Below are 20,974 nucleotides of genomic sequence, written 5' to 3'. Positions count from 1 at the left end.
CCCCGGAGAGAAGTTCGGGGGGAGGCCAGGTATCCTCACGGTGTCGGGGGGGTAGCTGCACAATGTGCAGCGGTGCGGTTGACGTACCGAACGCCCTGATCCGTCCAGTCACAGGGAGCCTCAGTCCGTGAGTGTGCCGCGCCCGGCAGCCGTCATCGTCCTCGCCGCCGGCGAGGGCACCCGGATGAAGAGCCAGACCCCGAAAGTCCTGCACGAGCTGTGCGGCCGCGCGCTGGTCGACCACATGCTCGGCGCCGCCCGCGACCTCGACCCTGAGCGGCTCATCGTGGTCATCGGCCACGCGCTCGAACGAGTCGGCGGCCATCTGTCCGCCACCAGCCCCGACGCGCGCGCCGTCGTCCAGCGTGAGCAGCGCGGCACCGGTCACGCCGTACGCACGGTGCTCGAAGAGGTCGGCACGATCTCCGGCACCGTCCTCGTCACCTACGGCGATGTGCCCCTGCTGCGCACCGAGACCCTGGCGGGGCTGCTCGACCGGCACGCCGCCGAGGGCAACGCCGTCACCGTGCTGACCGCCGAGGTGCCCGACCCGACCGGCTACGGCCGGATCATCCGCGACGACGGCGGCGCCGTGCTGGAGATCGTCGAGGAGAAGGACGCCTCGCCGGAGCAGCGCGCGATCAAGGAGATGAACTCCGGCATCTACGCCTTCGACGGCCTGCTGCTGGCCGACGCCGTCAAGCGCGTCTCCACCGACAACGCCCAGGGCGAGGAATACCTCACCGACGTCCTGTCCATCCTGCGCCGCGACGGCCACCGCGTGGGCGCGTGCGTCGCCGCCGACCACGTCGAGGTCGAGGGCGTCAACGACCGCGTGCAGCTCGCCGCCGCCCGCAAGATCCTCAACCGGCGCCTGCTCGAAGCCCACATGCGCGCCGGCGTCACGATCATCGACCCCGACAGCACCTGGGTCGACGTCGGCGTCCGCATCGAGGCCGACGCCGTCGTCCACCCCGGCACCCAGCTCCACGGCGAGACCGTCATCGGCGCCGGCGCCGAGGTCGGGCCCGCCACCACGCTCACCTCCACCGTCGTCGGCGCGGGCGCGGTGGTGCGCAACGCCGTCTGCGACCACGCCGAGATCGGCCCGGAGGCCAACGTCGGTCCCTACGCCTACCTGCGCCCCGGCACCGTGCTCGGGCACAGGTCCAAGGCGGGCACCTTCGTGGAGATGAAGAACACCAAGGTCGGCGAACGCTCCAAGGTCCCGCACCTGTCCTACGCGGGCGACGCCACCATCGGCGACGACGTCAACATCGGCGCCTCCACCGTCTTCGTCAACTACGACGGAGTGGAGAAGAACCACACCACAGTGGGCGACGGCGCATTCGTCGGCTGTGACACCATGCTCGTCGCTCCGGTGACGGTCCACGACGGCGCCTACACCGCCGCCGGCTCGACCATCGTCGACGACGTACCCCCCGGCGCCATCGGCGTTGCACGAGCGCGGCAGCGCAACATCGAGAAATGGGTCTTGCGCAGGCGCGCGGGCACGAAGTCGGCCGCGGCCGCCCAACGGGCGCTGGCCGAGCGAGAGCAGGAGAACAGCGAGTGACCAGCATCAAGCAGCCCGGGGAGAAGAACCTCATGCTCTTCTCCGGGCGGGCACACCCGGAGCTGGCCGAGGAGGTCGCCGAGCATGTCGGCGTCTCCCTTACCCCCACCAAACTCATCGACTTCGCCAACGGCGAGATCTACGCCCGCTATCTGGAGTCCGTACGCGGATGTGACGCCTTCGTCATCCAGAGCCACACCGGGCCCATCAACAAGTGGATCATGGAACAGCTCATCATGGTCGACGCGCTCAAGCGGGCATCCGCCAAGCGCATCACCGTGGTCATGCCGTTCTTCGGCTACTCCAGGCAGGACAAGAAGGGCCGCGGCCGCGAGCCGATCACGGCCAGGCTGATCGCCGACCTGTTCAAGACCGCGGGCGCCGACCGGCTCATGTCGATCGACCTGCACACCTCGCAGATCCAGGGCTTCTTCGACGGCCCCGTCGACCACCTGTTCGCCATGCCGGTGCTGGAGAGCTACCTCAAGAACAAGCTCGACCTCGCCAACACCACGGTCGTCTCGCCCGACACCGGCCGCGTGCGCCTGTCGGAGCGCTGGGCCGACACCCTCGGCACGCCGCTGGCGTTCATCCACAAGCGGCGCGACCTCGACGTCGCCAACTCGGTCAAGGTCAGCGAGGTCGTCGGCAAGGTGCGCGGGCGCACCTGCGTGCTCATCGACGACATGATCGACACCGCCGGCACCATCTGCAAGGCCGCCGACGCCCTCTACGAGCAGGGCGCCACCAACGTCATCGTGGCGGCCACCCACGCGGTCTTCTCCGACCCGGCCGTCGACCGGCTGAAGAACTCCCGCATCTCCGAGGTCATCGTCACCAACACGCTGCCCCTGTCGCAGGAGAGCCGCTTCGACAAGCTCACCGTGCTGTCCATCGCGCCGCTGATCGCGCGCGCCATCACCGAGATCTTCCAGGACGGCTCGGTCACGAGTCTGTTCGAGGGAGACAGCTGAGCCCCTTAGACTGAACAGGTTGCGCTCGTAACGCCTTCCGCTAGGGCGGGTGAGGGAGAGCGCGCGACCAAGCCGTCCACACTCACATCCCTAGGAGATGTCGTGTCTGAAGTACGTATCGCCGCCGAAGAGCGCACCACCTTCGGCAAGGGCGCCGCTCGCAAGATCCGCCGCGCCGACAAGGTGCCCGCCGTTCTCTACGGGCACGGCATCGACCCCAAGCACCTCACCCTGCCCGGCCACGAGGTGCTGCTCGCCCTGCGCACGCCCAACGTGCTGATCCGTCTCCAGGGTGACGGCGTCGACGAGCTGGCGCTGCCCAAGGGCGTCCAGCGCGACCCGATCAAGGGCTTCGTCGAGCACGTCGACCTGCTCCTGGTCCGCCGCGGCGAGAAGGTCACGGTCGAGATCCCGGTCACCACGGCCGGCGACGTGCACTCCGACGGCCTGCTCGACCAGCAGCTCGTCTCCATCGCCGTGGAGGCCGAGGCCACCCACATCCCCACCGGCGTCGAGGTCGACGTCGAGGGCCTGGAGATCGGCACCGTCGTCACCGCCGCGCAGCTGCGGCTCCCGCAGGGCAGCACGCTCGCCGCCGACCCCGAGGCCGTCGTGCTGCAGGTCATCAACAAGCCGGTCGAGGCCGCCGCCGAGGGTGAAGGCGAGGGCGAGGCCGCCGAGGGCGAGGCCGCGGAGGCTCCCGCCGCCGAGTAGCGACGGGTTCATTCGTGAACGGGGCGGCCGGACTCGAGCCGTCCCGTTCCGCTGTGAGGGGACTCTCATGGATCGCTGGCTGATCGCCGGACTGGGCAATCCGGGGCCCGAATACGCGGGCAACCGGCACAACGCGGGCTTCATGGTGCTCGACGAGCTGGCCGCCAGGGCGGGCGGGCGGTTCAAGGCGCACAAGAGCAGGGCCGAGGTGTGCGAGACGCGCGCAGCCGTGCTGGCCAAGCCCCTGACGTACATGAATCTGTCCGGCGGGCCCGTCAAGGCGCTCTGCGACTTCTACAAGATCGGCCCTGAGCGGCTGATCGTCGTGCACGACGAGCTCGACGTGCCCTACGGCGCGCTGCGCGCCAAGCTGGGCGGCGGCGACAACGGCCACAACGGGCTCAAGTCCATCACCAAGGTCCTCGGCACCCGCGACTACCTGCGGGTGCGCTTCGGCATCGGGCGTCCGCCCGGCCGCATGGACCCGGCCTCCTTCGTGCTCAGAGACTTCGCCACCATGGAGCGCAAGGATCTGCCGTTCCTGGTCGACCGGGCCGCCGACGTGGTCGAGTCGCTGATGACCCGCGGCCTCGAGGCCACCCAGAACGACTTCCACCGGGCTGATCTCCACATTTCCGGCCCTCCTCGCTGATCGTCTCATTGCTTCGTTCGCCGGTTCCGGGGACGTAGCGCGGCTACGATCGGTCACTGTCCGTTCAGGAGTGGTCACCTGGAGGCACGCGTGCGCGGTGAGGGGCTCATGGCTGTGAGGACCGGCCATGGGGGCTGCTGGGGGAAGGCAGCACCGCGCACGCGCTCCTGGGTGCGTACATATCGGTTGTGGGCGGTGCTGGGCGATTTGTGCGGCGCCGGCCTCGGAGCCGGGGCCGCATTCGCCGTCAGGTTCGGCGGGCCCACCCCCTACGTCCTTCCCTATCTCCTGGTCTCGCTCGTGCTGCCGGTCGTGTGGTGCGGGGCCGTGGCGCTCAACCGGGCGTACGAGCCGCGCATGCTCGGCGACGGTCCCGAGGAGTTCCGCCGGGTCGTCCAGGCCGGCGTGGCGCTGACCGCCGCCACCGCCATCGGCTCCTACGTCACCAAGACCGACGTCGCCCGCGGCTACGTCGTGCTGGCGCTGCCCCTGGTCACCCTGCTCACCCTCGCCGCACGCTACGCGCTGCGCCGCAACCTGCACCGTCGCAGGGCGGCCGGCGCGTGCATGCGCCGCGTGGTCGCCGTCGGCCACGCCGCCTCCGTCGTCGAGCTGGTCCGGCTCTTCCGCAGAGAGCGCCACCACGGCATGCAGGTCGTCGCCGCCTGCCTGCCCGGCGGGCACCACGGGCAGCGCGTCGCCGACGTGGCCGTGGCCGGCGACCTCAGCGACGTGCCGCTCGCGGTCGAGCAGCACGACGCCGACACCGTGGCCGTGCTGGCCTGCCCCGAGATGGACGGGCAGGCGCTGCGCCGGCTGGCCTGGCGGCTGGAGCGCACGCTCACCGAGCTGGTGGTGGCCCCGGCGCTGATGGACGTCGCGGGGCCGCGTACCATGATCAGGCCGGTCGCCGGGATGCCGTTGCTGCACGTCGAGCACCCCGAGCTGGCCGGTGCCCGGCAGCTGGTCAAGAACGTCTTCGACCGCCTGGTGGCGCTCGCGCTGCTGGTGCTGCTCGCGCCGCTGCTGGCCGGGCTGGCGGTGGCCGTACGCGCGACGAGCCCGGGCCCGGCGCTGTTCCGGCAGACCCGGGTGGGCAGGGACGGGAGGCTGTTCACGATCGTGAAGTTCCGTACGATGCGGCGCGGTTCCGAGCAGCAGAAGGTCACTCTCGTCAGCGACCGCGACGGCGTGCTGTTCAAGCTCAGGAACGACCCGCGGGTCACGCCGCTGGGCGCGTTCATGCGCCGCCATTCACTCGACGAGCTGCCTCAGCTCATCAACGTCGTGTTCGGGCACATGTCGCTCGTCGGCCCACGGCCGCCGCTGCCTGAAGAGGTGGCGCGCTACGGTGACGACGTGCGCAGACGACTCCTCGTACGCCCTGGGCTGACCGGGCTGTGGCAGGTCAGTGGCCGATCTGACCTATCGTGGGAGGAATCTGTCCGTCTCGACCTGCGCTATGTAGAGAACTGGTCCCTCATGTTGGACCTCCAGATCCTGTGGAAGACTTGGTCGGCCGTCGCCCGCGGGCAAGGAGCATATTGATGACGATTCGCGACGACCACGCCCTCGCCGCAGACCTGGCGACCGAGGCAGGAGAGCGGCTGCTGCGGGTGCGCGAGCGGGTGGGCTACTCCGACCCCGCCGCGCTGCGCGCCGAGGGCGACAGGTCCTCCCACCTCCATCTCATGGAGTGCCTGGCCCGGCTGCGGCCCAGCGACAGCGTGCTGTCGGAGGAGGCCACCCGCGAGGAGCGGCTCGACCCGCGCAGGCTGAGCGCCGACCGGGTGTGGATCGTCGATCCGCTCGACGGCACCCGCGAGTTCTCCGAGCAGACCCCCGAAGGCGAGGGGCGCGCCGACTGGGCGGTCCACGTGGCGCTGTGGGAGCGCGGGCGGCTCACCGCCGGCGCCGTGGCGCTGCCGTCCCAGGGCCGCACGCTGACGACCGCCGACCCGCCGAAGCTGCCCACCTACGACAAGGGCCGCTTCCGCATCGCGGTGAGCCGCAGCAGGCCGCCCGAGTTCGTCCAGAAGCTGGCCTACCTCGTCGGCGCCGACCTCGTGCCGATCGGCTCGGCCGGGGCCAAGATCTCCGCGGTGCTGACCGGCGAGGTCGAGGCGTACGTCCACGCGGGCGGCCAATACGAGTGGGACTCCGCCGCGCCGGTCGCCGTCGCGCTGGCCGCGGGGGCCCACGCCAGCCGCATCGACGGCTCCGAGCTGACCTACAACCAAGCCGACCCGTCCCTACCGGATATCCTGGTTTCCCTACCAGAGCTGGCGGCATCCCTGCTCGCCGGCATCCGCGACCTGCACCGCTGACCCGCCGGAGGAAGCTTCCATGCTGCAGCGCGACTACACGACGTCGCAGCTCGACGTGCTCGAGGCCGAGGCCATCCACATCATGCGCGAGGTGGCCGCCGAGTTCGAGCGTCCGTGTCTGCTCTTCTCCGGGGGTAAAGACTCGATCGTCATGCTCCGCATCGCGGAGAAGGCGTTCTGGCCCGCGCCGATCCCGTTCCCGCTCATGCACGTCGACACCGGGCACAACTTCGACGAGGTCATCGAGTTCCGCGACCGGCGCTCGGCCGAGCTGGGCGCCCGGCTGATCGTCGCCAGCGTCCAGGACTCCATCGACCAGGGCCGCGTCGTCGAGGACACCGGCCGGCGCGCCTCGCGCAACCGGCTGCAGACCACGACGCTGCTCGACGCGATCGAGGAGCACGAGTTCGACGCGGTCTTCGGCGGCGCCAGGCGCGACGAGGAGAAGGCGCGGGCCAAGGAGCGGGTGTTCTCCTTCCGCGACGACTTCGGCCAGTGGGACCCGAAGAACCAGCGGCCCGAGTTGTGGAACCTCTACAACTCCCGCATCCGCAAGGGCGAGCACATCCGGGTCTTCCCGCTGTCCAACTGGACCGAGCTGGACATCTGGGACTACATCCGGAGCGAGGGCATCGAGATCCCGTCCATCTACTTCTCCCACACCCGCAAGGTGTTCGAGCGCGACGGCATGCTGCTGCCCGACTCCGAGGTGGTGCAGCGCGGCGAGGACGAGCCGCTGTTCGAGGCGGTGGTGCGCTACCGCACCGTGGGCGACATGACCTGCACGGGCGCCGTGCAGTCCACGGCCACGACGGTCGAGGCGATCATCGAGGAGATCGCGGCCACCAGGATCACCGAGCGGGGGGCCACCAGGGCCGACGACCGCTCATCCGAGGCCGCCATGGAGGACCGCAAGCGAGAGGGCTACTTCTGATGGACATTCTGCGCTTTGCCACCGCAGGAAGCGTCGATGACGGCAAGTCCACCCTCATCGGGCGCCTGCTGTACGACTCCAAGGCGATCTTCGAGGACCAGCTCGAGGCGGTCGAGCGGACCTCGCGCGACCGGGGCACCGAATACACCGATCTGTCGCTGCTGACCGACGGCCTGCGGGCCGAGCGGGAGCAGGGCATCACGATCGACGTGGCGTACCGGTATTTCGCGACCCCGCGCAGGAAGTTCATCATCGCCGACACGCCGGGGCACATCCAATACACCCGGAACATGGTGACCGGCGCCTCCACCGCCGACCTCGCCATCATCCTCATCGACGCGCGCAAGGGCGTGCTGGAGCAGTCGCGGCGGCACGCGTTCCTGACCTCGCTGCTGCGGGTGCCGCACCTCGTGCTCGCGGTCAACAAGATGGACCTCGTCGACTACTCCCAGGAGCGTTTCGAGGAGATCCGCGAGGAGTTCACCGCGTTCGCCTCCAAGCTCAACGTCACCGACCTGACGTTCATCCCGATCTCGGCGCTCAACGGCGACAACGTCGTGTCACGGTCGGAGAACATGCCCTGGTACCTCGGCACGTCGCTGCTGCACCACCTGGAGAACGTGCACATCGCGTCCGACCGCAACCTGACCGACGTGCGCTTCCCCGTGCAGTACGTCATCAGGCCGCAGCGGGCCACCGACCCCGCCTTCCACGACTACCGCGGCTACGCGGGCCAGGTGGCGGGCGGCGTGCTCAAGCCCGGCGACGAGGTCGTGCACCTGCCGTCGGGCCTGACCACCCGCATCGCCTCGATCGACACCTTCGACGGGCCGGTGGAGGAGGCGTTCCCGCCCATGTCGGTGACGCTGCGCTTCGAGGACGACCTCGACATCTCGCGCGGCGACATGATCGCCAGGCCCAACAACCAGCCGCAGTCGGCGCAGGAGCTGGAGGCGATGGTCTGCTGGATGGCCGACGGGGTGAAGCTGACACCGCGTTCCAAGCTGACCATCAAGCACACCACCAGGACCGCCAGGGCGCTCGTACGCGACCTGCACTACCGGCTCGACGTCAACACGCTGCACCGCGACGAGGAGGCGACCGCGCTCGCGCTCAACGAGATCGGCCGCGTCTCGCTGCGGGTCACCCAGCCGCTGTTCGTCGACGACTACGCGCGCAACCGGCTGACCGGCGGGTTCATCCTGGTCGACGAGGCCACCAACAGCACCGTCGGCGCCGGCATGATCATCGACTCGGCCAGGTAGATCTTTTTCTGTTCCTTGACCTGACGATTACCGTGGGTTGTAGGGTCGTCGCGTTCGGTATTCATCGATGCGAAAGCCCTGCCTTCCGTGACAGATCGCGCTACTCCCAGGGTCGTCTACCTGGGCGGCCTCGGCCGCAGCGGCACCACCCTGATTGAGCGGCTCCTCGGTGAGCTGCCCGGGGTGGTGGCGCTCGGCGAAGTGGTGCATCTGTGGGAGCGCGGGGTGCTCGCCGGTGAGCCGTGCGGGTGCGGCACCGCCTTCCCCGCCTGCCCCTTCTGGCGGCGGGTGGGGGAGCGGGCCTTCGGCGGGTGGACCCGTCCGCTCGCCGAGCGCGTGCTGGCCCTGCGCGGGCGCATCGACCGCACCCGCAGGATCCCCCGCATCGGCCATCCCGACCTGGCCGAGTACACCCGGGCCTACCTGCGGCTCTACTCCGCCGCCGACGCTCCTGTCGTCATCGACTCCAGCAAGCACGCCTCACTGGCCTGCTGCCTCGTCGCCGGCGGAGCCGACGTCCACGTCGTGCACGTCGTACGCGACCCGCGCGCCGTCGCCCACTCCTGGAGCAGGACCGTCCACCGGCCCGAGGACGGGCGGCCGATGACCCGGTGGAGCCCCGCCCGCACCGCCGTGCACTGGTCGGCACAGAACGCCGCGATCGAGCTGCTCGCCCGGCGCGGTGCACGCGTCACCAGGATCCGGTACGAAGACCTGCTCGCCGACCCCGGCCCCGCCCTGACGTCGCTGGCCGGGCGGCTCGGCCTGTCCGAGCCCGGCTTCCTCGACGGCCGCACCGCCTGGCTCACCGCCTCCCACACGGCCTCGGGCAACCCCATGCGGTTCCGGGTCGGGCAGGTCGAGCTGCGCCGCGACGACTCCTGGCGCTCGGCCCTGCCCGGCCGCGACCGCCGCCTGGTCGACGCGCTCACCTGGCCCCTCCGCACCCGCTACGGCTACGGCGGCGGGGCCGCATGACCCGCCTCCCCTCGATCGGCGTCATCATCCCCACCCGCGGCGACCGCCCCACCGAGCTGCGCGAGGCCGTGGAGGCGGTGCTGGCCCAGCAGTACACCGGCCCCCTCGACGTCGTGGTGGTCACCGACGGCGACTCAACGCTCCCGCTTCAGGCGGGGCGGTCGTTGCGGGGGTTGCCGTCACGGGTACTGGGGAACCGGCGGACATCGGGGCTGCCCGGGGCGCGGAACACCGGGATCGATGCCTGTGAGACCGAGCTGGTCGCGTTCTGTGACGACGATGACGTGTGGCGGCCGGGCAAGCTCGCGGCGCAGGTGGAGGCGCTGACGCGGGCCGGGGGCGAGTTCGCGAGCTGCGGGATCGAGGTGGAGCACGGGCGGCGGCGGGTCGCCCGGCTGGCCGGCACCGACACGGTGACCGCGGCCGACCTCACCCGGTCGCGCATGATGATGGTGCATTCGTCGACGTTCCTCTTCCGGCGCGGCGCGCTGCGGCCCGACGAGAGCGCGCCCTCAGGACAGAACGAGGACTGGGACCTGGCCCTGCGCGCCGCCAAGCGGCGGCCGCTCGTCCACGTCGACCGGCCGCTTGTGCTGGTGCGCTGGGCGAGGTCCCACTACGCGGCCCGCTGGGCCGACCGCATTGCCGGGCTGGAGTGGATGCTCGCCCGGCACCCCGAACTGGCCGTGGACCCGTGCGGCGCGGCACGGGTCTACGGCCAGCTGGCCTTCAGCCACGCGGCGCTGGGGCAGCGGCGGGCGGCCCTGCGGTGGGCCGCCCGCACCGTCACCACCCGCCCGCTGGAGCCGCGCGGCGCGATCGCCGCCGCGGTGGCGGCCGGGCTCGTCCCCGCCTCCGCGGTGCTGGCGGCGCTGCACCGGCGAGGGCACGGCATTTGACCGCGCCGATCACGGCCGCACCACCCTCTCCGGCGACGCCGGGGCGGGTGCGGGTCGGCGGCGTCGAGGTGGACGCCGTACGCGAGGAGGAGGTCCTCCAGCGGGTGGGGACGGCGCTGGGGGCAGGCCGGGGCGGGCGCATCGTCACCCCGAACGTGGACATCTGCCGCGCCGCCGCCGCGAACCCCGCACTACGGGCCCTCATCCGGTCGGCCGATCTGGTCGTCGCCGACGGCATGCCGCTGGTGTGGGCGGCCAGGCTGCTCGGCACCCCGCTGCCCGAGCGCGTCACCGGGGCCGACCTCATCTGGTCGCTCAGCGGGCTGGCCGCCGAGCGGGGCTGGCCGGTGTACCTGCTGGGCGGCGGCTCGCCCGGGGTGGTGCACCGGGCAGCGGACCGGCTCGCCGACGCCTGCCCCGGCCTGCGGGTGAGCGGGGCGCACGCGCCGCCGTACGGGTTCGACGGCACACCCGGCGGGGTGGCGAGGGTCATGGGGAAGGTGGTGGCGGCGGCGCCGCGGCTGGTGTTCGTCGGGCTCGGGTTCCCCCGCCAGGACCTCCTCATCACCGAGTTACGGCGGGAACTGCCCGAAGCCTGGTACGTCGGCTGCGGCGCGGCCATCGCGTTCGCCGCCGGCACCGTGGCCAGGGCGCCGGGCTGGCTGCGGCAGGCGGGGCTGGAGTGGGCGTACCGGCTGGTCAGCGAGCCGGGACGGCTGGCGCGCCGCTACCTCGTGGACGACCTGCCGTTCGCGGCCCGCCTGCTCGGTGACTGCCTGGCGAAGAGGCTGACCCACCGCCTCACCGGGTGAGCGCGCGGACGCGCTCGACGTCTTCGGAGGAGAGGCCGCGGGCCGGGTTCGCCAGGGCGAGGCGGGGGTCCATGCGGCGGTAGGCCGTGCGCGACAGCCCCGACCAGGCGAAGGCCGCCGCCCGCCCGTCGCCGGTGCAGGCCCGGGTGATGCGGCGCTCGGCGGCGGAGGACCAGCGCAACTTCGCGTACGCGTACAGCTCACGGAAACCGGGCACCGGGTCGGCGGCGAGCGACTCGTACGAGACGACCAGGATGCCCGGAGTGCGGCGCAGGACGCCCGTCGTGACCCGCCACAGCGCCGCCGCCGTGGCCACCCGGTCCGGCGAGCCGGCGAGCGCCCGCAGCTCCAGCACCTCGGGATGGTCGCGGACGAGCAGCGGCTGGGTGAGCAGCTCGTCCAGGGAGACGGACCAGCCGAGCCGCTGCCAGCTCGCCACGAACGACACCGGATCACGGACGACAGCGATCACCCGGCACCCCAGCCGCCGCGCGAACCACCCCGCGCTCAGCACCGCGAACGGGTCGTCCAGCAGCGCCCGCCGCCCGGTGAGCCGCCCGAACGCGAACGCGGTGCCGTAGCGCACCAGCCGGGCCAGGTCGTAGGGGGAGTGGTTGGCGCGCAGCTCGGCCAGCCACCGGTAGCGCAGCGCCGCCGTGTCGCGGAAGGCGGGCAGCCAGGAGGCGGAGTTGGAGTCGCAGATGTACTGGAACCGGTGCGTCACCTGAGCGGCGAGCACGCCGGGACAGCGGCCCGGCGGGTGCTGGGGGTTGAGCGGCTCGTTGACGTAGATCAGCTCGCCGCTGGCGGCCAGCATCCGGCCGGTCCAGCTCGTGCCGCTGCGCGGCAGCCCGGTTACCAGCACGGTCATGCGGACCGCCGCGGCAGCGAGCCGCGCAGCGCGGGCAGGGTGTGCCGGCCGAACGGGTGCAGCCCGTAGCGGCGGTGCAGCTGCCACAGCGGCAGCAGGTTCTTCACCAGCATGCCGCCAGACCAGCCGGCGACCGCGCCGAGCGCCCCGTACGCCGGGATGAGCGCCAGATCGAGCAGCACCGTGCAGGCGATGGCGGCCAGCAGGTTGAGCAGGCTGACGCCGGTGTGGCCCGCGGCGGTCAGCACGACGTCCACCATGCCGCAGGCGGTCGCCACCATCATCGTGGCGGCCAGGACGAGCGCGATGGGGGCGGCGGCGCCGTACGCGGGGCCGAACACGCGCAGCAGCCACGGCGCGAGCCCCGCGTACGCGAGCCAGAGCGGCCAGGTGAGCACCACGAGCCACGCGGTGGCGGCCTGGTACAGCTCGCGCGCCCGCTCCCGCTCGCCGTCGGCCAGCGCCCTGACCAGCCCCGCCTGTACGGCCTGCGCCAGCCCCTGGTTGGCGAGCTGCCCGACGACCTTGACCCGGGTCGCGGCGGTGTAGACGGCGGCAGGCGCGGGCCCGGCGAGCAGCGCCACGATCACGATGTCCACCCGCTGGAAGACCGCCTGGATGGCACCCGCGAGCGAGCGCGGCGCGGTGTGCCGCCACAGGTCGCGCGCCGTCCCCGGCAGGTATGGAGTCCACTCCACCCGCCTGCGCAGCCAGAGGGCCGCGACGACCAGCACCGGCACGTACGGCGCCGCCCACGCCGGCAGCAGCCACCAGCCACCGGCCCCGGCGAGCGCGGCGGCGGACACCAGCACGAGCTGCCCCCCGGGCACGAGCAGCCCGTCGAGCAGCACGGTGGGCCGTACGGACCCGAACCCGCGCCCGGCGGCGAGCAGCACGTCGGCGGCCACGATCACGGGCAGCAGCCCGGCGGCGGGCCCGAGCCGGGGGAACAGCATGATCCCGGCCGCCACCGCCACGACCAGGCAGGGCAGCACGGCGGCCCTGATGTAGCCGGAGATGCCGCGATAGTCGTAGGACCTGGCGCGGGCGATGAAGTAGATGAGCCCGTTGCCGGCGTCGAGCTTGGCGATGCCGGCGGCCATCAGCGCCAGCGCGGTCGCGGTGAAGAACGCGCCGGCCTCGGCCGCCGGGTAGGTCCTGGTCACCACGATCACGAGCACGACCTGCGCCACCGCGCCGAAGGCCGCGCCGGACAGCCCCGCGAGGCCCCTGCGGACGATCACTGCCGCCACGAGGGCTCACCGTCCAGCCAGCGGACGAGCCGCGCGTCGTAGGGCTCGAAGTGGTCGCGCAGCCTCGCCGCCAGCGCGCGGGGCACCGGGCGCGGCAGCGAACGCCGGTTGTACCGCTCGAAGACGGGATAGCCGAGGTGCGGCAGGCCGAGGAACTCCAGCACCCGGTCGTAGGCGGTCTCGGGTTCGGCGAAGAAGCGGTGGCTGTCGAGCACGAGCATGCGGTCGCGGCCGAACAGCGGCTCAAGCCGGTCGAGCTGGTCGGCGTAGCGGCCCCTGGCCAGGTAGGCGTGGTGGCGGTGGGAGTGGTGCAGCGCGTGCGGCGAGGCGCGCAGCCGCTCCTCGGCGCCCGCCAGCCGCCCCTCCTCCAGCTCCAGCGCGTGCTCGAAGTGGGACTCCGTCTCGAAGCCCCTGGCCAGCTCGTGGGCGTGGGCGGAGCAGGCGCGTTCGACGGGGTCGCGGACGAGCACGATCAGCTTGACGCCCGGCAGGTCGGCGGCGATGCGCTGGCCGGCCAGGGGGTGGAACAGGTAGTAGGGGGAGGATTCGTACGCCTGGGGGCGGTGGCCGTACCGGTGGGTGAGCAGCGCGGCGCCCACCCGCAGCGGGAAGTGCCCCTGGTACCAGGGCATGCCGCGCGAGTAGGCCACGTCGAAGTAGTGGACGCCCTTGTGCAGCACGGGTTTGAGCAGCAGCGGATGCTGGGCCAGGGCCCGGTAGAGCGAGGTCGTGCCGCACCGCTGCGCGCCCACGATCAGGAACGACGGCAGGACGCGGGCACCCGAGGTGACTCGTCCGGTGACCCGCGACAGCGACAGGACCGAGCGCTTCGTCGTCCTCATGGGAGCAACTCCTCGTGATCGACGGCCGGGTTGAGCCATGACTGCGGCGGGCCGAGCGGCGTGTGACCGTCGGCGGCGTGCCGGTCGGCCAGCGCGATGAGGTAACGCAGCGCCGTTCGCTTGGCCGTGGCCCCCGACAGGCCCAGGGGGGCGAGCAGGCGTACGGACTGGGCGACGCAGGCTCTGGCCGCGACCGGCGGGCGCATTCCGCGCAGGGCCCGGTGGAAGAAGTGGTGCAGCAGGTCGAAGCCGAGCGGGACGCCGGTCTCGTAGCGCTCCCAGTCCCAGACCAGCAGCCGCCCGCCGGGGCCCCGGCACAGGTTCCAGGGGGCGAGGTCGCCGTGCCAGGCCGGGCGGTTCCCGCCGGTGGCGGCGATCTCCTTGACCGCATCGAGCAGCAGCGGCGCCGGCACCCGGCCGCGGCGCACCGGCAGCGGCGACAGGGCGAGCACGGACAGCCCGCGCCAGTCGCCGTGGTGCAGCACCTCGGGCACGGTGACCGTGCGCAAGGGGAGCACGGCCAGCCTGCGCAGGGCCGCGGCCTCGGCGGCGACGAGCCGGCGGGCGCGGTCGGTGTCGCCGATCTTGACGAACGCCAGTCGCCGGCCGTCCGCGCGGGCCTCCAGGATGGGCTTGCGGTTGGCGCGGCGCGCGGGACGTACGTGGAGCACGGTCTCGACCGGGCGCCCGAACACCTCGCTCAGGTGGGCCGCGATCGACCCCTCGACCGGCACCTCCACCCGCGACCCGAGGTGCCACCAGCGGCGCGGCGCCAGCCTGCGCGGCACGGCGGGGTGCGGCAGCACGGTGTACGGGCGGGGCGAGCCCGAGCCCGGAAACAGCAGGCGTACGGTCTCGGCGAGATACCCGAGCCGCACCGCGGCGTCGCTCATGACGTTCCCCCGGCCGGTTGCGCGTTCCGCCACAGCAGGGCGAACGAGATGAGATAGAGGCTGAGCGGCGTGACGAGCCCGTCGTAGACGAACATGTAGAGCAGCACGAACCCCATCACGAGCACCCCGCCGAGCCCGATCGGGCTGCGGTCGCGCCAGTGGCGGCGGATCGCGCCGAGGAAGAACGCCACGTAGAGTGCGGCCCCCGTGAACCCCTGCGTGATGACGAGCAGCCAGAGCTGCCCGTCGCTGCCGAGCGGCGGGTGCCCGCAGGTGCGGCACCAGCCGGTCTTGCCGGTGGTGATCGAGCGGTGGTTGCCCGTGGCGTTGCGGGTGTTGCCGTAGCCGATCACGGGGGAGTGGGTGGCGGCGGCGAGGGTCGCGCTCACCGTGAAGGCCCTGATGTCGTTGGAGTGGGGACGGTCGAGCCGCTGGGCGAACAGCGGCGCGAGCGGGCTGAGCAGGAACGCCAGCGCCCCGGCCGCGACCGCCGCGCACAGCGCCGCCCTGGTGCGCCCGCCCACCCGTACGATCAGGTAGAGCACGGCCAGCCCGAGCCCGATCCACAGGCCCCTGTTGAGCGAGTAGACGATCGGCACGGCCGCCAGCGCCACCACGACGGCCACGAAGACCTTGTGCCGCGCCCGCCCGTACACCCACCAGCCGACCACGAACCACACCAGCAGCACCGACGCGTTGCTGCCCCAGGCGTTGGCCCACTCGTACGGCGCCTCCGGCCTGGGCAGCGAGAACCCGAGCACCTTCTGGGTCTGCGCGGCCGTCGGGTGGATGAGGTTGCGCACGAACGGGTTCTCGCTGATCCACTCGGGCAGCAGCAGCTCGACCGGCGAGGTGAACTCGAATCCGGGGTGGAGCAGGCCGAGCAGCCCGCCCGCGACGGTGGTGACGAACAGCACCCCCAGCATCCGGACCAGGCGGAGCTGCGGCAGCTCGCGCTCGGTGAGGTTGCCGAGGTAGAGCACCATGACGAGGACCGCGCAGTAGAGCGCGAGCCGCATGCCGTAGCCGATCAGCCGGCCCGCCCCGAACTCGCCGTACGTGCCCGGCGGCGACTCGCCCAGCATCAGGCCGCTGATCAGGTAGCCGGCGAGGAGCAGCAGCCACAGCCCGAACCCGCGCGGCACCTTGACCGGCCGCCGCCGCCACAGCAGCACCGCCATGGGCACGGCCAGCACCACGACCGCCAGCCCGCCGAACCCGAGCGCCCACCAGAGCGGGTAGCCGACCAGCAGCGCCGCGATGGGCCACGCGGGTCCGATCACGTCGGCCGGCCCGGCCGCCGCTGGTGCAGCGCGTGCAGGGGGCTCGTCTCCTCCTGCGGGCTCTGGGCGAGCCGCAGTTCGCCGGTCGCGACGAGCTTGCCGAGCGAGGCGGGCGGATGCGGCTCCAGCAGCGGCACGAACGAGGGGACGGCGTCGGTGGCGGTCACGACGCCGATGACCGGCACCTCGTGGCGGGCCAGCCGGCGCGTGGCCGCCACCACGTCGTCCGAGGTGACCTGGCCCAGCCCCAGGAGCAGCACGGCGGCGTCGGCCCTGGACAGGTCGCGGACGTCGGAGCCGTCGAGCACGACCAGCGGCGCGCTCACGGCCAGCGGCTCGGCGAGCGAGGAGGCGTAGAGGTCGGCGGGCAGCGACCTGACCAGCAGCCGCTTGCCGGGGCAGGCGGCGACGAGCGCGCTCGCCAGGTCGTGCAGCACGCCGTGCTCGCGCGGGCCTGACAGGTCGCCGAGCACGGGCAGGCCGGTGAGCCTTTCGACGTCGGCGGGCGTGCGCAGGCGGGTGTCGAGGCGGTCGCGGGCGTAGGCGGCGGCCGAGCCGGCCAGCAGGCCGAGCATGAGACCGGTGCCGAGGAAGAGGGGCAGGCTGGGGGAGCTGGGCGCGGCGGGCGGCACTGGCTGGCTGATGATCGAGCCGGGGATGACGGCGACCGTGCGCAGGGCGTCGTACCTGACGGCCAGGCCGGCGGCCTGCCGGTTGAGCACGCCCTGGCGCTGGACGGCGATCGTGTGCTCGGGGCTGCCCTTGGGCAGCGCGGCGACCTGCTTGATCACCCGGTCGATGCCGGCGTTGACGTGCTTGAGCTTGCTCAGCACCGCCTCCTGCTGCTTGGCCATGGCGGTCAGCGCGCTCTCGCGGCGGTTGGCGAGGTACGCCTCGGCGTACGCGGCAGAGCGCGCCGCCGCGCCGTCGGGGTCGGCGGCGGTCACCGACAGCAGCAGCACCGAGGAGTTGGGCGGCACGGCCACCTCGACCGGCTCGACGGCGTCGACGCCCAGCGTGCGGGCGGCCCGCGCGGCGACCACCGCCGACTGGGCGACCTGGGCCTCGGTGTCGAGGTTGAGCGCCTCGCGCTGGCGGCCGGTCACCTGGTTGGCCGGTTCGCCGATGCCGAGCGGCTGGACGAGCACGTGCGTGGTGGCGGTGTAGGCGGCGGGGACGAGCCGCAGCAGCGCCAGCGCGGCCGTGCCGCCGACGACGACGCAGCCCACGAGGGCCAGCCACCGCCTGCGCAGCAGCGAGAGGTGGGCGTCCAGGTCGGTGCCGGAGCTCATGGGGGATGGTCTCCTGAGTGTGTACGTTGCGTGGCCGCCTGGCGCCATCGCGTCACCGCCGAAGTGGTGCGCCCACTATAGGGCGGAGGGTGATCACCCCGGTTCAATACTTCAAGATTTTTCCTGGATAACCCGCCGAAGAAATGCCGCGAAAAGGCGATATTTCGGTATTTAAGGAGTGGGCCTTTACCCGCCACGAGCTGGGCAGACTCTCACACTGGCTGAAGTTCCAGGAATGACATGGCAAGGTTCAGGTGTGAGAGCCGGGAGTCGTTCGACGAAGGGGTTGGAAGACTTTGCAGCTACGGGGAATATCACGACAAGCAACGTCCGGCGGCACTCTGGTGGCTTTGGCGGCGGCGCTGGCCGCCTGCTCCACCGCCGCGGGCTCGCCCGTCCCGGCGCCGGTTCAAGCCCCCGCGGCCAAGCAGGCGGCGGGCTCGCCCGCCTGCACGGCCACCTCCAAGCTGATCCCGTCGTGCGGCGCCTGGTGGGGCATGGCGCCCGAGGTGTTCACCGGGGTGCCGATCGAGCAGGCGCTGCACGGCGCCGAGCTGCGCATGGGCGCGGCGGCCGACGTGCTGCACGTCTATCACCGCGAGCGCGAGCTGTTCCCCACGCCCGCTGAGGTCAGGCTGGCGCGCGACCCCGCGAGGCCGCGGCTGCTCATGGTCAACTGGAAGCCGTCGTTCGACCACACCTGGGCGCAGATCGCCGCGGGCCGGCTCGACCGCAGGATCGACCGGCTGGCCGCCCACATCAGACGCACGTTCCCCGAGCGGTTCTTCCTCACCCTGCACCACGAGCCGGAGAACGACGTCGACGCCCGATCGGGCTCCGGCATGCAGGCCACCGACTACGCCGCCATGTTCCGCCACGTCGTGCTGCGGCTGCGGCAGCAGGGCGTGCGCAACGCGGTGGTGGTCATGACGTACATGGGGGCGCCCAACTGGGCGGCCAAGCCGTGGTTCGAAGACCTCTACCCGGGTGACGACGTGGTCGACTGGGTGGCGATGGACCCATACGCCGACGACCGGGTGCAGGACTTCGACGGCCTCGTCAACAAGACCCGCAAGGAATATCCGGAATGGTCGGGCTTCTATCGGTGGATGCAGGCCCGCTTCCCCGGCAAGCCCGTCATGGTGGCGGAGTGGGGCGTGTTCGAGCGCTCGTACGACCGCTCGTTCAAGCGCACGTTCTACGAGACCGTGCTGCGCCAGATCAAGCGCTACCCGCAGATCAAGGCGCTGCTCTACTTCGACTCGCCGCAGGCGCCGCGCGGCGACACCAGCTTCGACTCCGACGGCAGCGCCGACAAGGCGTTCACCCGCCTGGCACGCGACCCCTACTTCCGCTCGACGCCCGTGCCCCGGCCCTGAGAGCGCTCAGCGCACCCAGCCGCCGCTCTTGACCGTGTCGAGCACGCGCGAGACGGCCGCGTCGATCGACAGGTGGGTGGTGTCGATCACCAGGTCGGCGTCGTCGGGCTCCTCGTAGGGGTCGGAGACGCCGGTGAACTCGGGGATCAGGCCGGCGCGGGCCTTGGCGTAGAGGCCCTTGCGGTCGCGCCGCTCACACTCCTCCAGCGGCGTGGCGACGTGGACGAGCAGGAAGTCGGCGCCCACCGACTCGACCATCTCCCGCACCTCGTCGCGGGTCGCCGCATAGGGGGCGATCGGCGCGCAGATGGCCAGGCCGCCGTGCCGGGCCGCCTCTGCGGCGACGAAGCCGATGCGGCGGATGTTGAGGTCGCGGTCGGCCTTGGAGAACGTCAGGCCCTTCGACAGCAGCTGCCGCACGACGTCGCCGTCGAGGTAGGTGACCGTGCGGCTGCCCAGCTCCAGCAGCGCGTCGCGCAGGCCGCGGGCGATCGTGGACTTGCCCGAGCCCGACAGGCCGGTGAAGAAGACGACCAGGCCGCGGCGGTGGGGCGGGCCTGGGATGCGCACGGGGTCGGGGCCCGCGAGGTGCTCGGCGGCGCCGTAGGAGGCGGCGACGTGTTCGCGCAGCTCCAGGTCGATCTCCGGCTCGTCGCGCGGCGCCAGCGGCACCGGGACGACGAGCGTGCCCGCGGGCAACTGCTCCTTGGCGCGCAGCGCGGCGCGCACGACACCGGGGCCGGCCTCGCCGTACGCGAGCGGCAGCAGCAGGATCACCGCGTCGAGCTCCTTGGCGGTGGCCGCCACCTCCGACAGGTCGTCGAGCGGCCCCCGCATCGTGACGGCCAGCGCGGGCCGCCCGCCGAGCTCCTCCTTGACCTGGGCCGGCGTGCGCCGCAGCCGGGAGAACGGGCCGTGCTCGGGCGTGCCGAGCGCCTTGACCGGGCCCGAGGTCAGCCCGTCGGGCTCGTGGCCGGTCACGGTGAGCGCCGCCAGCGGCAGCCCCTCGGGATCGAGGAGGGTGACCTCGTCGCCGGGGGACAGGTCGGCGTGGACGTGGAGGGTCACGGGCGCGGGCCACGGGGTGCCGTCGGCCAGCGTGCCGCGCTCGTGCACGGTGTGCAGGTCGTCGTGGCCCAGGAACCCCGTCAGAGGCTCGTACGCGCCCGACAACAGGAGCTCCAGGTCGGCCAGCTCGCGCGGGTCGGGGGTCCACTCCACGATCTGCATCCCAACTGTTCGAGTGTGCACGGTCGCTACCAGTGTGCCGTTCCCCGGCACCTGTCACGACCGTCAGATGAGGCGGGCGAAGTGGTGCTGGGGCTTTCTGATCACCATGGTGATCTCGTCGTGGGAGGCGGGGTAGCGGCCGCTGGTCAGCTTGGACACCAGCGCCACCGCGGCGGCTCCCGGCCGGCGGGCGCGCGCGGGCCCGCTGGTCGTGCGCTCGTCGTCGGTGATCATCAGGCCCCTGCTCAGGCAGAACGCGTGCAGGCCGTCGCTGGAGGCGAGCGGCTCGTACACGGCGGGCAGCGGCCCTGGCGTGCCGGGACGGACGACGGCCCGCCACAGCACCCGGCGCAGCCAGCCCGGCGTGATGCGGTCGAGCAGGCCGTAGGCCGAGCGGCGGTCGCGGACCCGCAGCAGCACCAGCCCGCCGGGCCGCAGCGACTGCAGCAGCCGGTCGAAGACCAGCTCCGCGTGGCGTACGCGCTCCAGCAGGAACGACAGCTGGATCACGTCGAAGCCGCGCGGCGGCAGCGGCACCGAGCGCAGGTCGCCGAGTGAGTAGGAGACCAGGTCGGCCCGCTCCTCCACCACCCTCCTGACCGCGGGCAGGTCCTCGTCGGCTCCCATGGCCCTGGTCTCGATGTGGTCGAGCACCAGCGGCTCGTCGTGGGCGCACCCGGCGACCAGGACGTCGAGCCGCCGGATCGGCTGCCCGGCGCAGTGCTCGCGGAGCCGCTGACCGAAGAGGTCGCCTCTCTGGGCGACCGATCGCACCTCAGACATGTCACCTACAGTAATCA

20 protein-coding genes are annotated in these 20,974 nt (G+C 72.2%); 12 read left to right on the top strand and 8 right to left on the bottom strand.

Translation table 11 applies throughout. From position 1 onward, the window contains the following. The first annotated feature begins 127 nt into the window (after nt 1–127). From glmU to AB0K28_RS19645, 11 genes are all read left to right on the top strand, one after another. On the top strand, nt 128–1,576 hold the full coding sequence (gene glmU, locus AB0K28_RS19695; RefSeq protein ID WP_364371726.1) for a bifunctional UDP-N-acetylglucosamine diphosphorylase/glucosamine-1-phosphate N-acetyltransferase GlmU: 1,449 nt from the start codon (nt 128–130) through the stop codon (nt 1,574–1,576). Next, on the top strand, nt 1,573–2,550 hold the full coding sequence (locus AB0K28_RS19690; protein WP_364371723.1) for a ribose-phosphate diphosphokinase: 978 nt from the start codon (nt 1,573–1,575) through the stop codon (nt 2,548–2,550). Before glmU ends, AB0K28_RS19690 begins: the two co-directional genes overlap by 4 nt. Nucleotides 2,551–2,652: 102 nt before the next feature. Continuing rightward, the gene (locus AB0K28_RS19685; RefSeq protein ID WP_345390298.1) at nt 2,653–3,264 is read left to right on the top strand and encodes a 50S ribosomal protein L25/general stress protein Ctc; all 612 of its coding nucleotides are present in this window, start codon (nt 2,653–2,655) and stop codon (nt 3,262–3,264) included. Between the two features lie 67 nt (nt 3,265–3,331). Beyond that, on the top strand, nt 3,332–3,916 hold the full coding sequence (gene pth / locus AB0K28_RS19680; RefSeq protein WP_345390295.1) for an aminoacyl-tRNA hydrolase: 585 nt from the start codon (nt 3,332–3,334) through the stop codon (nt 3,914–3,916). Between the two features lie 108 nt (nt 3,917–4,024). After that, nucleotides 4,025–5,464: a sugar transferase gene (locus AB0K28_RS19675; protein WP_364371718.1), complete on the top strand. Its 1,440-nt coding sequence runs from the start codon at nt 4,025–4,027 to the stop codon at nt 5,462–5,464. Then, complete coding sequence (locus AB0K28_RS19670) at nt 5,464–6,243, top strand: 3'(2'),5'-bisphosphate nucleotidase CysQ (protein WP_345390289.1); 780 nt, start codon at nt 5,464–5,466, stop codon at nt 6,241–6,243. Before AB0K28_RS19675 ends, AB0K28_RS19670 begins: the two co-directional genes overlap by 1 nt. Before the next feature lie 19 nt (nt 6,244–6,262). Next, on the top strand, nt 6,263–7,177 hold the full coding sequence (gene cysD, locus AB0K28_RS19665; RefSeq protein ID WP_364371715.1) for a sulfate adenylyltransferase subunit CysD: 915 nt from the start codon (nt 6,263–6,265) through the stop codon (nt 7,175–7,177). Continuing rightward, on the top strand, nt 7,177–8,442 hold the full coding sequence (gene cysN, locus AB0K28_RS19660; RefSeq protein ID WP_364371712.1) for a sulfate adenylyltransferase subunit CysN: 1,266 nt from the start codon (nt 7,177–7,179) through the stop codon (nt 8,440–8,442). The genes cysD and cysN overlap by 1 nt, the downstream gene beginning before the upstream one ends. 87 nt (nt 8,443–8,529) lie before the next feature. After that, entirely contained in the window at nt 8,530–9,420 is an 891-nt protein-coding gene (locus AB0K28_RS19655; protein WP_345390283.1) for a sulfotransferase, read from the top strand. After that, complete coding sequence (locus tag AB0K28_RS19650) at nt 9,417–10,319, top strand: glycosyltransferase family A protein (RefSeq protein WP_364371709.1); 903 nt, start codon at nt 9,417–9,419, stop codon at nt 10,317–10,319. The genes AB0K28_RS19655 and AB0K28_RS19650 overlap by 4 nt, the downstream gene beginning before the upstream one ends. Next, entirely contained in the window at nt 10,316–11,131 is an 816-nt protein-coding gene (locus tag AB0K28_RS19645; protein WP_364371706.1) for a WecB/TagA/CpsF family glycosyltransferase, read from the top strand. Before AB0K28_RS19650 ends, AB0K28_RS19645 begins: the two co-directional genes overlap by 4 nt. Here AB0K28_RS19645 and AB0K28_RS19640 read toward each other — a convergent pair. Genes AB0K28_RS19640 through AB0K28_RS19615 form a run of 6 tightly spaced genes read right to left on the bottom strand, consistent with a single transcriptional unit; the run spans nt 11,121 to nt 17,565 of the window. After that, on the bottom strand, nt 11,121–12,002 hold the full coding sequence (locus AB0K28_RS19640; RefSeq protein ID WP_364371703.1) for a sulfotransferase: 882 nt from the start codon (nt 12,000–12,002) through the stop codon (nt 11,121–11,123). The genes AB0K28_RS19645 and AB0K28_RS19640 overlap by 11 nt on opposite strands. Next, on the bottom strand, nt 11,999–13,255 hold the full coding sequence (locus AB0K28_RS19635) for a polysaccharide biosynthesis C-terminal domain-containing protein (protein ID WP_364371700.1): 1,257 nt from the start codon (nt 13,253–13,255) through the stop codon (nt 11,999–12,001). Before AB0K28_RS19635 ends, AB0K28_RS19640 begins: the two co-directional genes overlap by 4 nt. Continuing rightward, nucleotides 13,243–14,097, bottom strand: a complete 855-nt coding sequence (locus tag AB0K28_RS19630; RefSeq protein WP_364371697.1) for a sulfotransferase domain-containing protein — start codon at nt 14,095–14,097, stop codon at nt 13,243–13,245. The genes AB0K28_RS19635 and AB0K28_RS19630 overlap by 13 nt, the downstream gene beginning before the upstream one ends. Continuing rightward, on the bottom strand, nt 14,094–14,990 hold the full coding sequence (locus tag AB0K28_RS19625) for a hypothetical protein (protein WP_364371694.1): 897 nt from the start codon (nt 14,988–14,990) through the stop codon (nt 14,094–14,096). Before AB0K28_RS19625 ends, AB0K28_RS19630 begins: the two co-directional genes overlap by 4 nt. Next, the gene (locus AB0K28_RS19620; protein WP_364371691.1) at nt 14,987–16,273 is read right to left on the bottom strand and encodes a hypothetical protein; all 1,287 of its coding nucleotides are present in this window, start codon (nt 16,271–16,273) and stop codon (nt 14,987–14,989) included. Before AB0K28_RS19620 ends, AB0K28_RS19625 begins: the two co-directional genes overlap by 4 nt. Then, complete coding sequence (locus tag AB0K28_RS19615) at nt 16,270–17,565, bottom strand: Wzz/FepE/Etk N-terminal domain-containing protein (RefSeq protein WP_364371688.1); 1,296 nt, start codon at nt 17,563–17,565, stop codon at nt 16,270–16,272. Before AB0K28_RS19615 ends, AB0K28_RS19620 begins: the two co-directional genes overlap by 4 nt. Nucleotides 17,566–17,909: 344 nt before the next feature. On the opposite strand from AB0K28_RS19615, the gene AB0K28_RS19610 reads away from it, so the two are divergent. Next, complete coding sequence (locus AB0K28_RS19610; RefSeq protein ID WP_345390259.1) at nt 17,910–18,944, top strand: hypothetical protein; 1,035 nt, start codon at nt 17,910–17,912, stop codon at nt 18,942–18,944. A 6-nt stretch (nt 18,945–18,950) separates the two neighbouring features. Here AB0K28_RS19610 and cysC read toward each other — a convergent pair whose 3' ends face one another. After that, nucleotides 18,951–20,174, bottom strand: coding sequence for an adenylyl-sulfate kinase (cysC, locus tag AB0K28_RS19605; RefSeq protein ID WP_364371685.1), 1,224 nt, complete (start codon nt 20,172–20,174; stop codon nt 18,951–18,953). Nucleotides 20,175–20,237: 63 nt separating this feature from the next. Then, entirely contained in the window at nt 20,238–20,957 is a 720-nt protein-coding gene (locus AB0K28_RS19600) for a methyltransferase domain-containing protein (RefSeq protein ID WP_345390256.1), read from the bottom strand. Nucleotides 20,958–20,974 lie beyond the last annotated feature (17 nt).

The organism is Nonomuraea sp. NPDC049504 (assembly GCF_040676845.1).
GTDB lineage: Bacteria > Actinomycetota > Actinomycetes > Streptosporangiales > Streptosporangiaceae > Nonomuraea > Nonomuraea salmonea.
Note: the sequence above shows the minus strand (reverse complement) of the source record. Positions and strands in the feature narration are given on the sequence as shown.

Coding starts and splice junctions, on each gene's coding strand:
- pth (WP_345390295.1), top strand. CDS start 3,332: ATGGATCGCTGGCTGATCGCCGGACTGGGCAATCCGGGGCCCGAATAC.
- AB0K28_RS19675 (WP_364371718.1), top strand. CDS start 4,025: ATGGCTGTGAGGACCGGCCATGGGGGCTGCTGGGGGAAGGCAGCACCG.
- AB0K28_RS19670 (WP_345390289.1), top strand. CDS start 5,464: ATGACGATTCGCGACGACCACGCCCTCGCCGCAGACCTGGCGACCGAG.
- cysD (WP_364371715.1), top strand. CDS start 6,263: ATGCTGCAGCGCGACTACACGACGTCGCAGCTCGACGTGCTCGAGGCC.
- cysN (WP_364371712.1), top strand. CDS start 7,177: ATGGACATTCTGCGCTTTGCCACCGCAGGAAGCGTCGATGACGGCAAG.
- AB0K28_RS19650 (WP_364371709.1), top strand. CDS start 9,417: ATGACCCGCCTCCCCTCGATCGGCGTCATCATCCCCACCCGCGGCGAC.
- AB0K28_RS19640 (WP_364371703.1), bottom strand. CDS start 12,002: ATGACCGTGCTGGTAACCGGGCTGCCGCGCAGCGGCACGAGCTGGACC.
- AB0K28_RS19630 (WP_364371697.1), bottom strand. CDS start 14,097: ATGAGGACGACGAAGCGCTCGGTCCTGTCGCTGTCGCGGGTCACCGGA.
- AB0K28_RS19625 (WP_364371694.1), bottom strand. CDS start 14,990: ATGAGCGACGCCGCGGTGCGGCTCGGGTATCTCGCCGAGACCGTACGC.
- AB0K28_RS19615 (WP_364371688.1), bottom strand. CDS start 17,565: ATGAGCTCCGGCACCGACCTGGACGCCCACCTCTCGCTGCTGCGCAGG.
- cysC (WP_364371685.1), bottom strand. CDS start 20,174: ATGCAGATCGTGGAGTGGACCCCCGACCCGCGCGAGCTGGCCGACCTG.
- AB0K28_RS19600 (WP_345390256.1), bottom strand. CDS start 20,957: ATGTCTGAGGTGCGATCGGTCGCCCAGAGAGGCGACCTCTTCGGTCAG.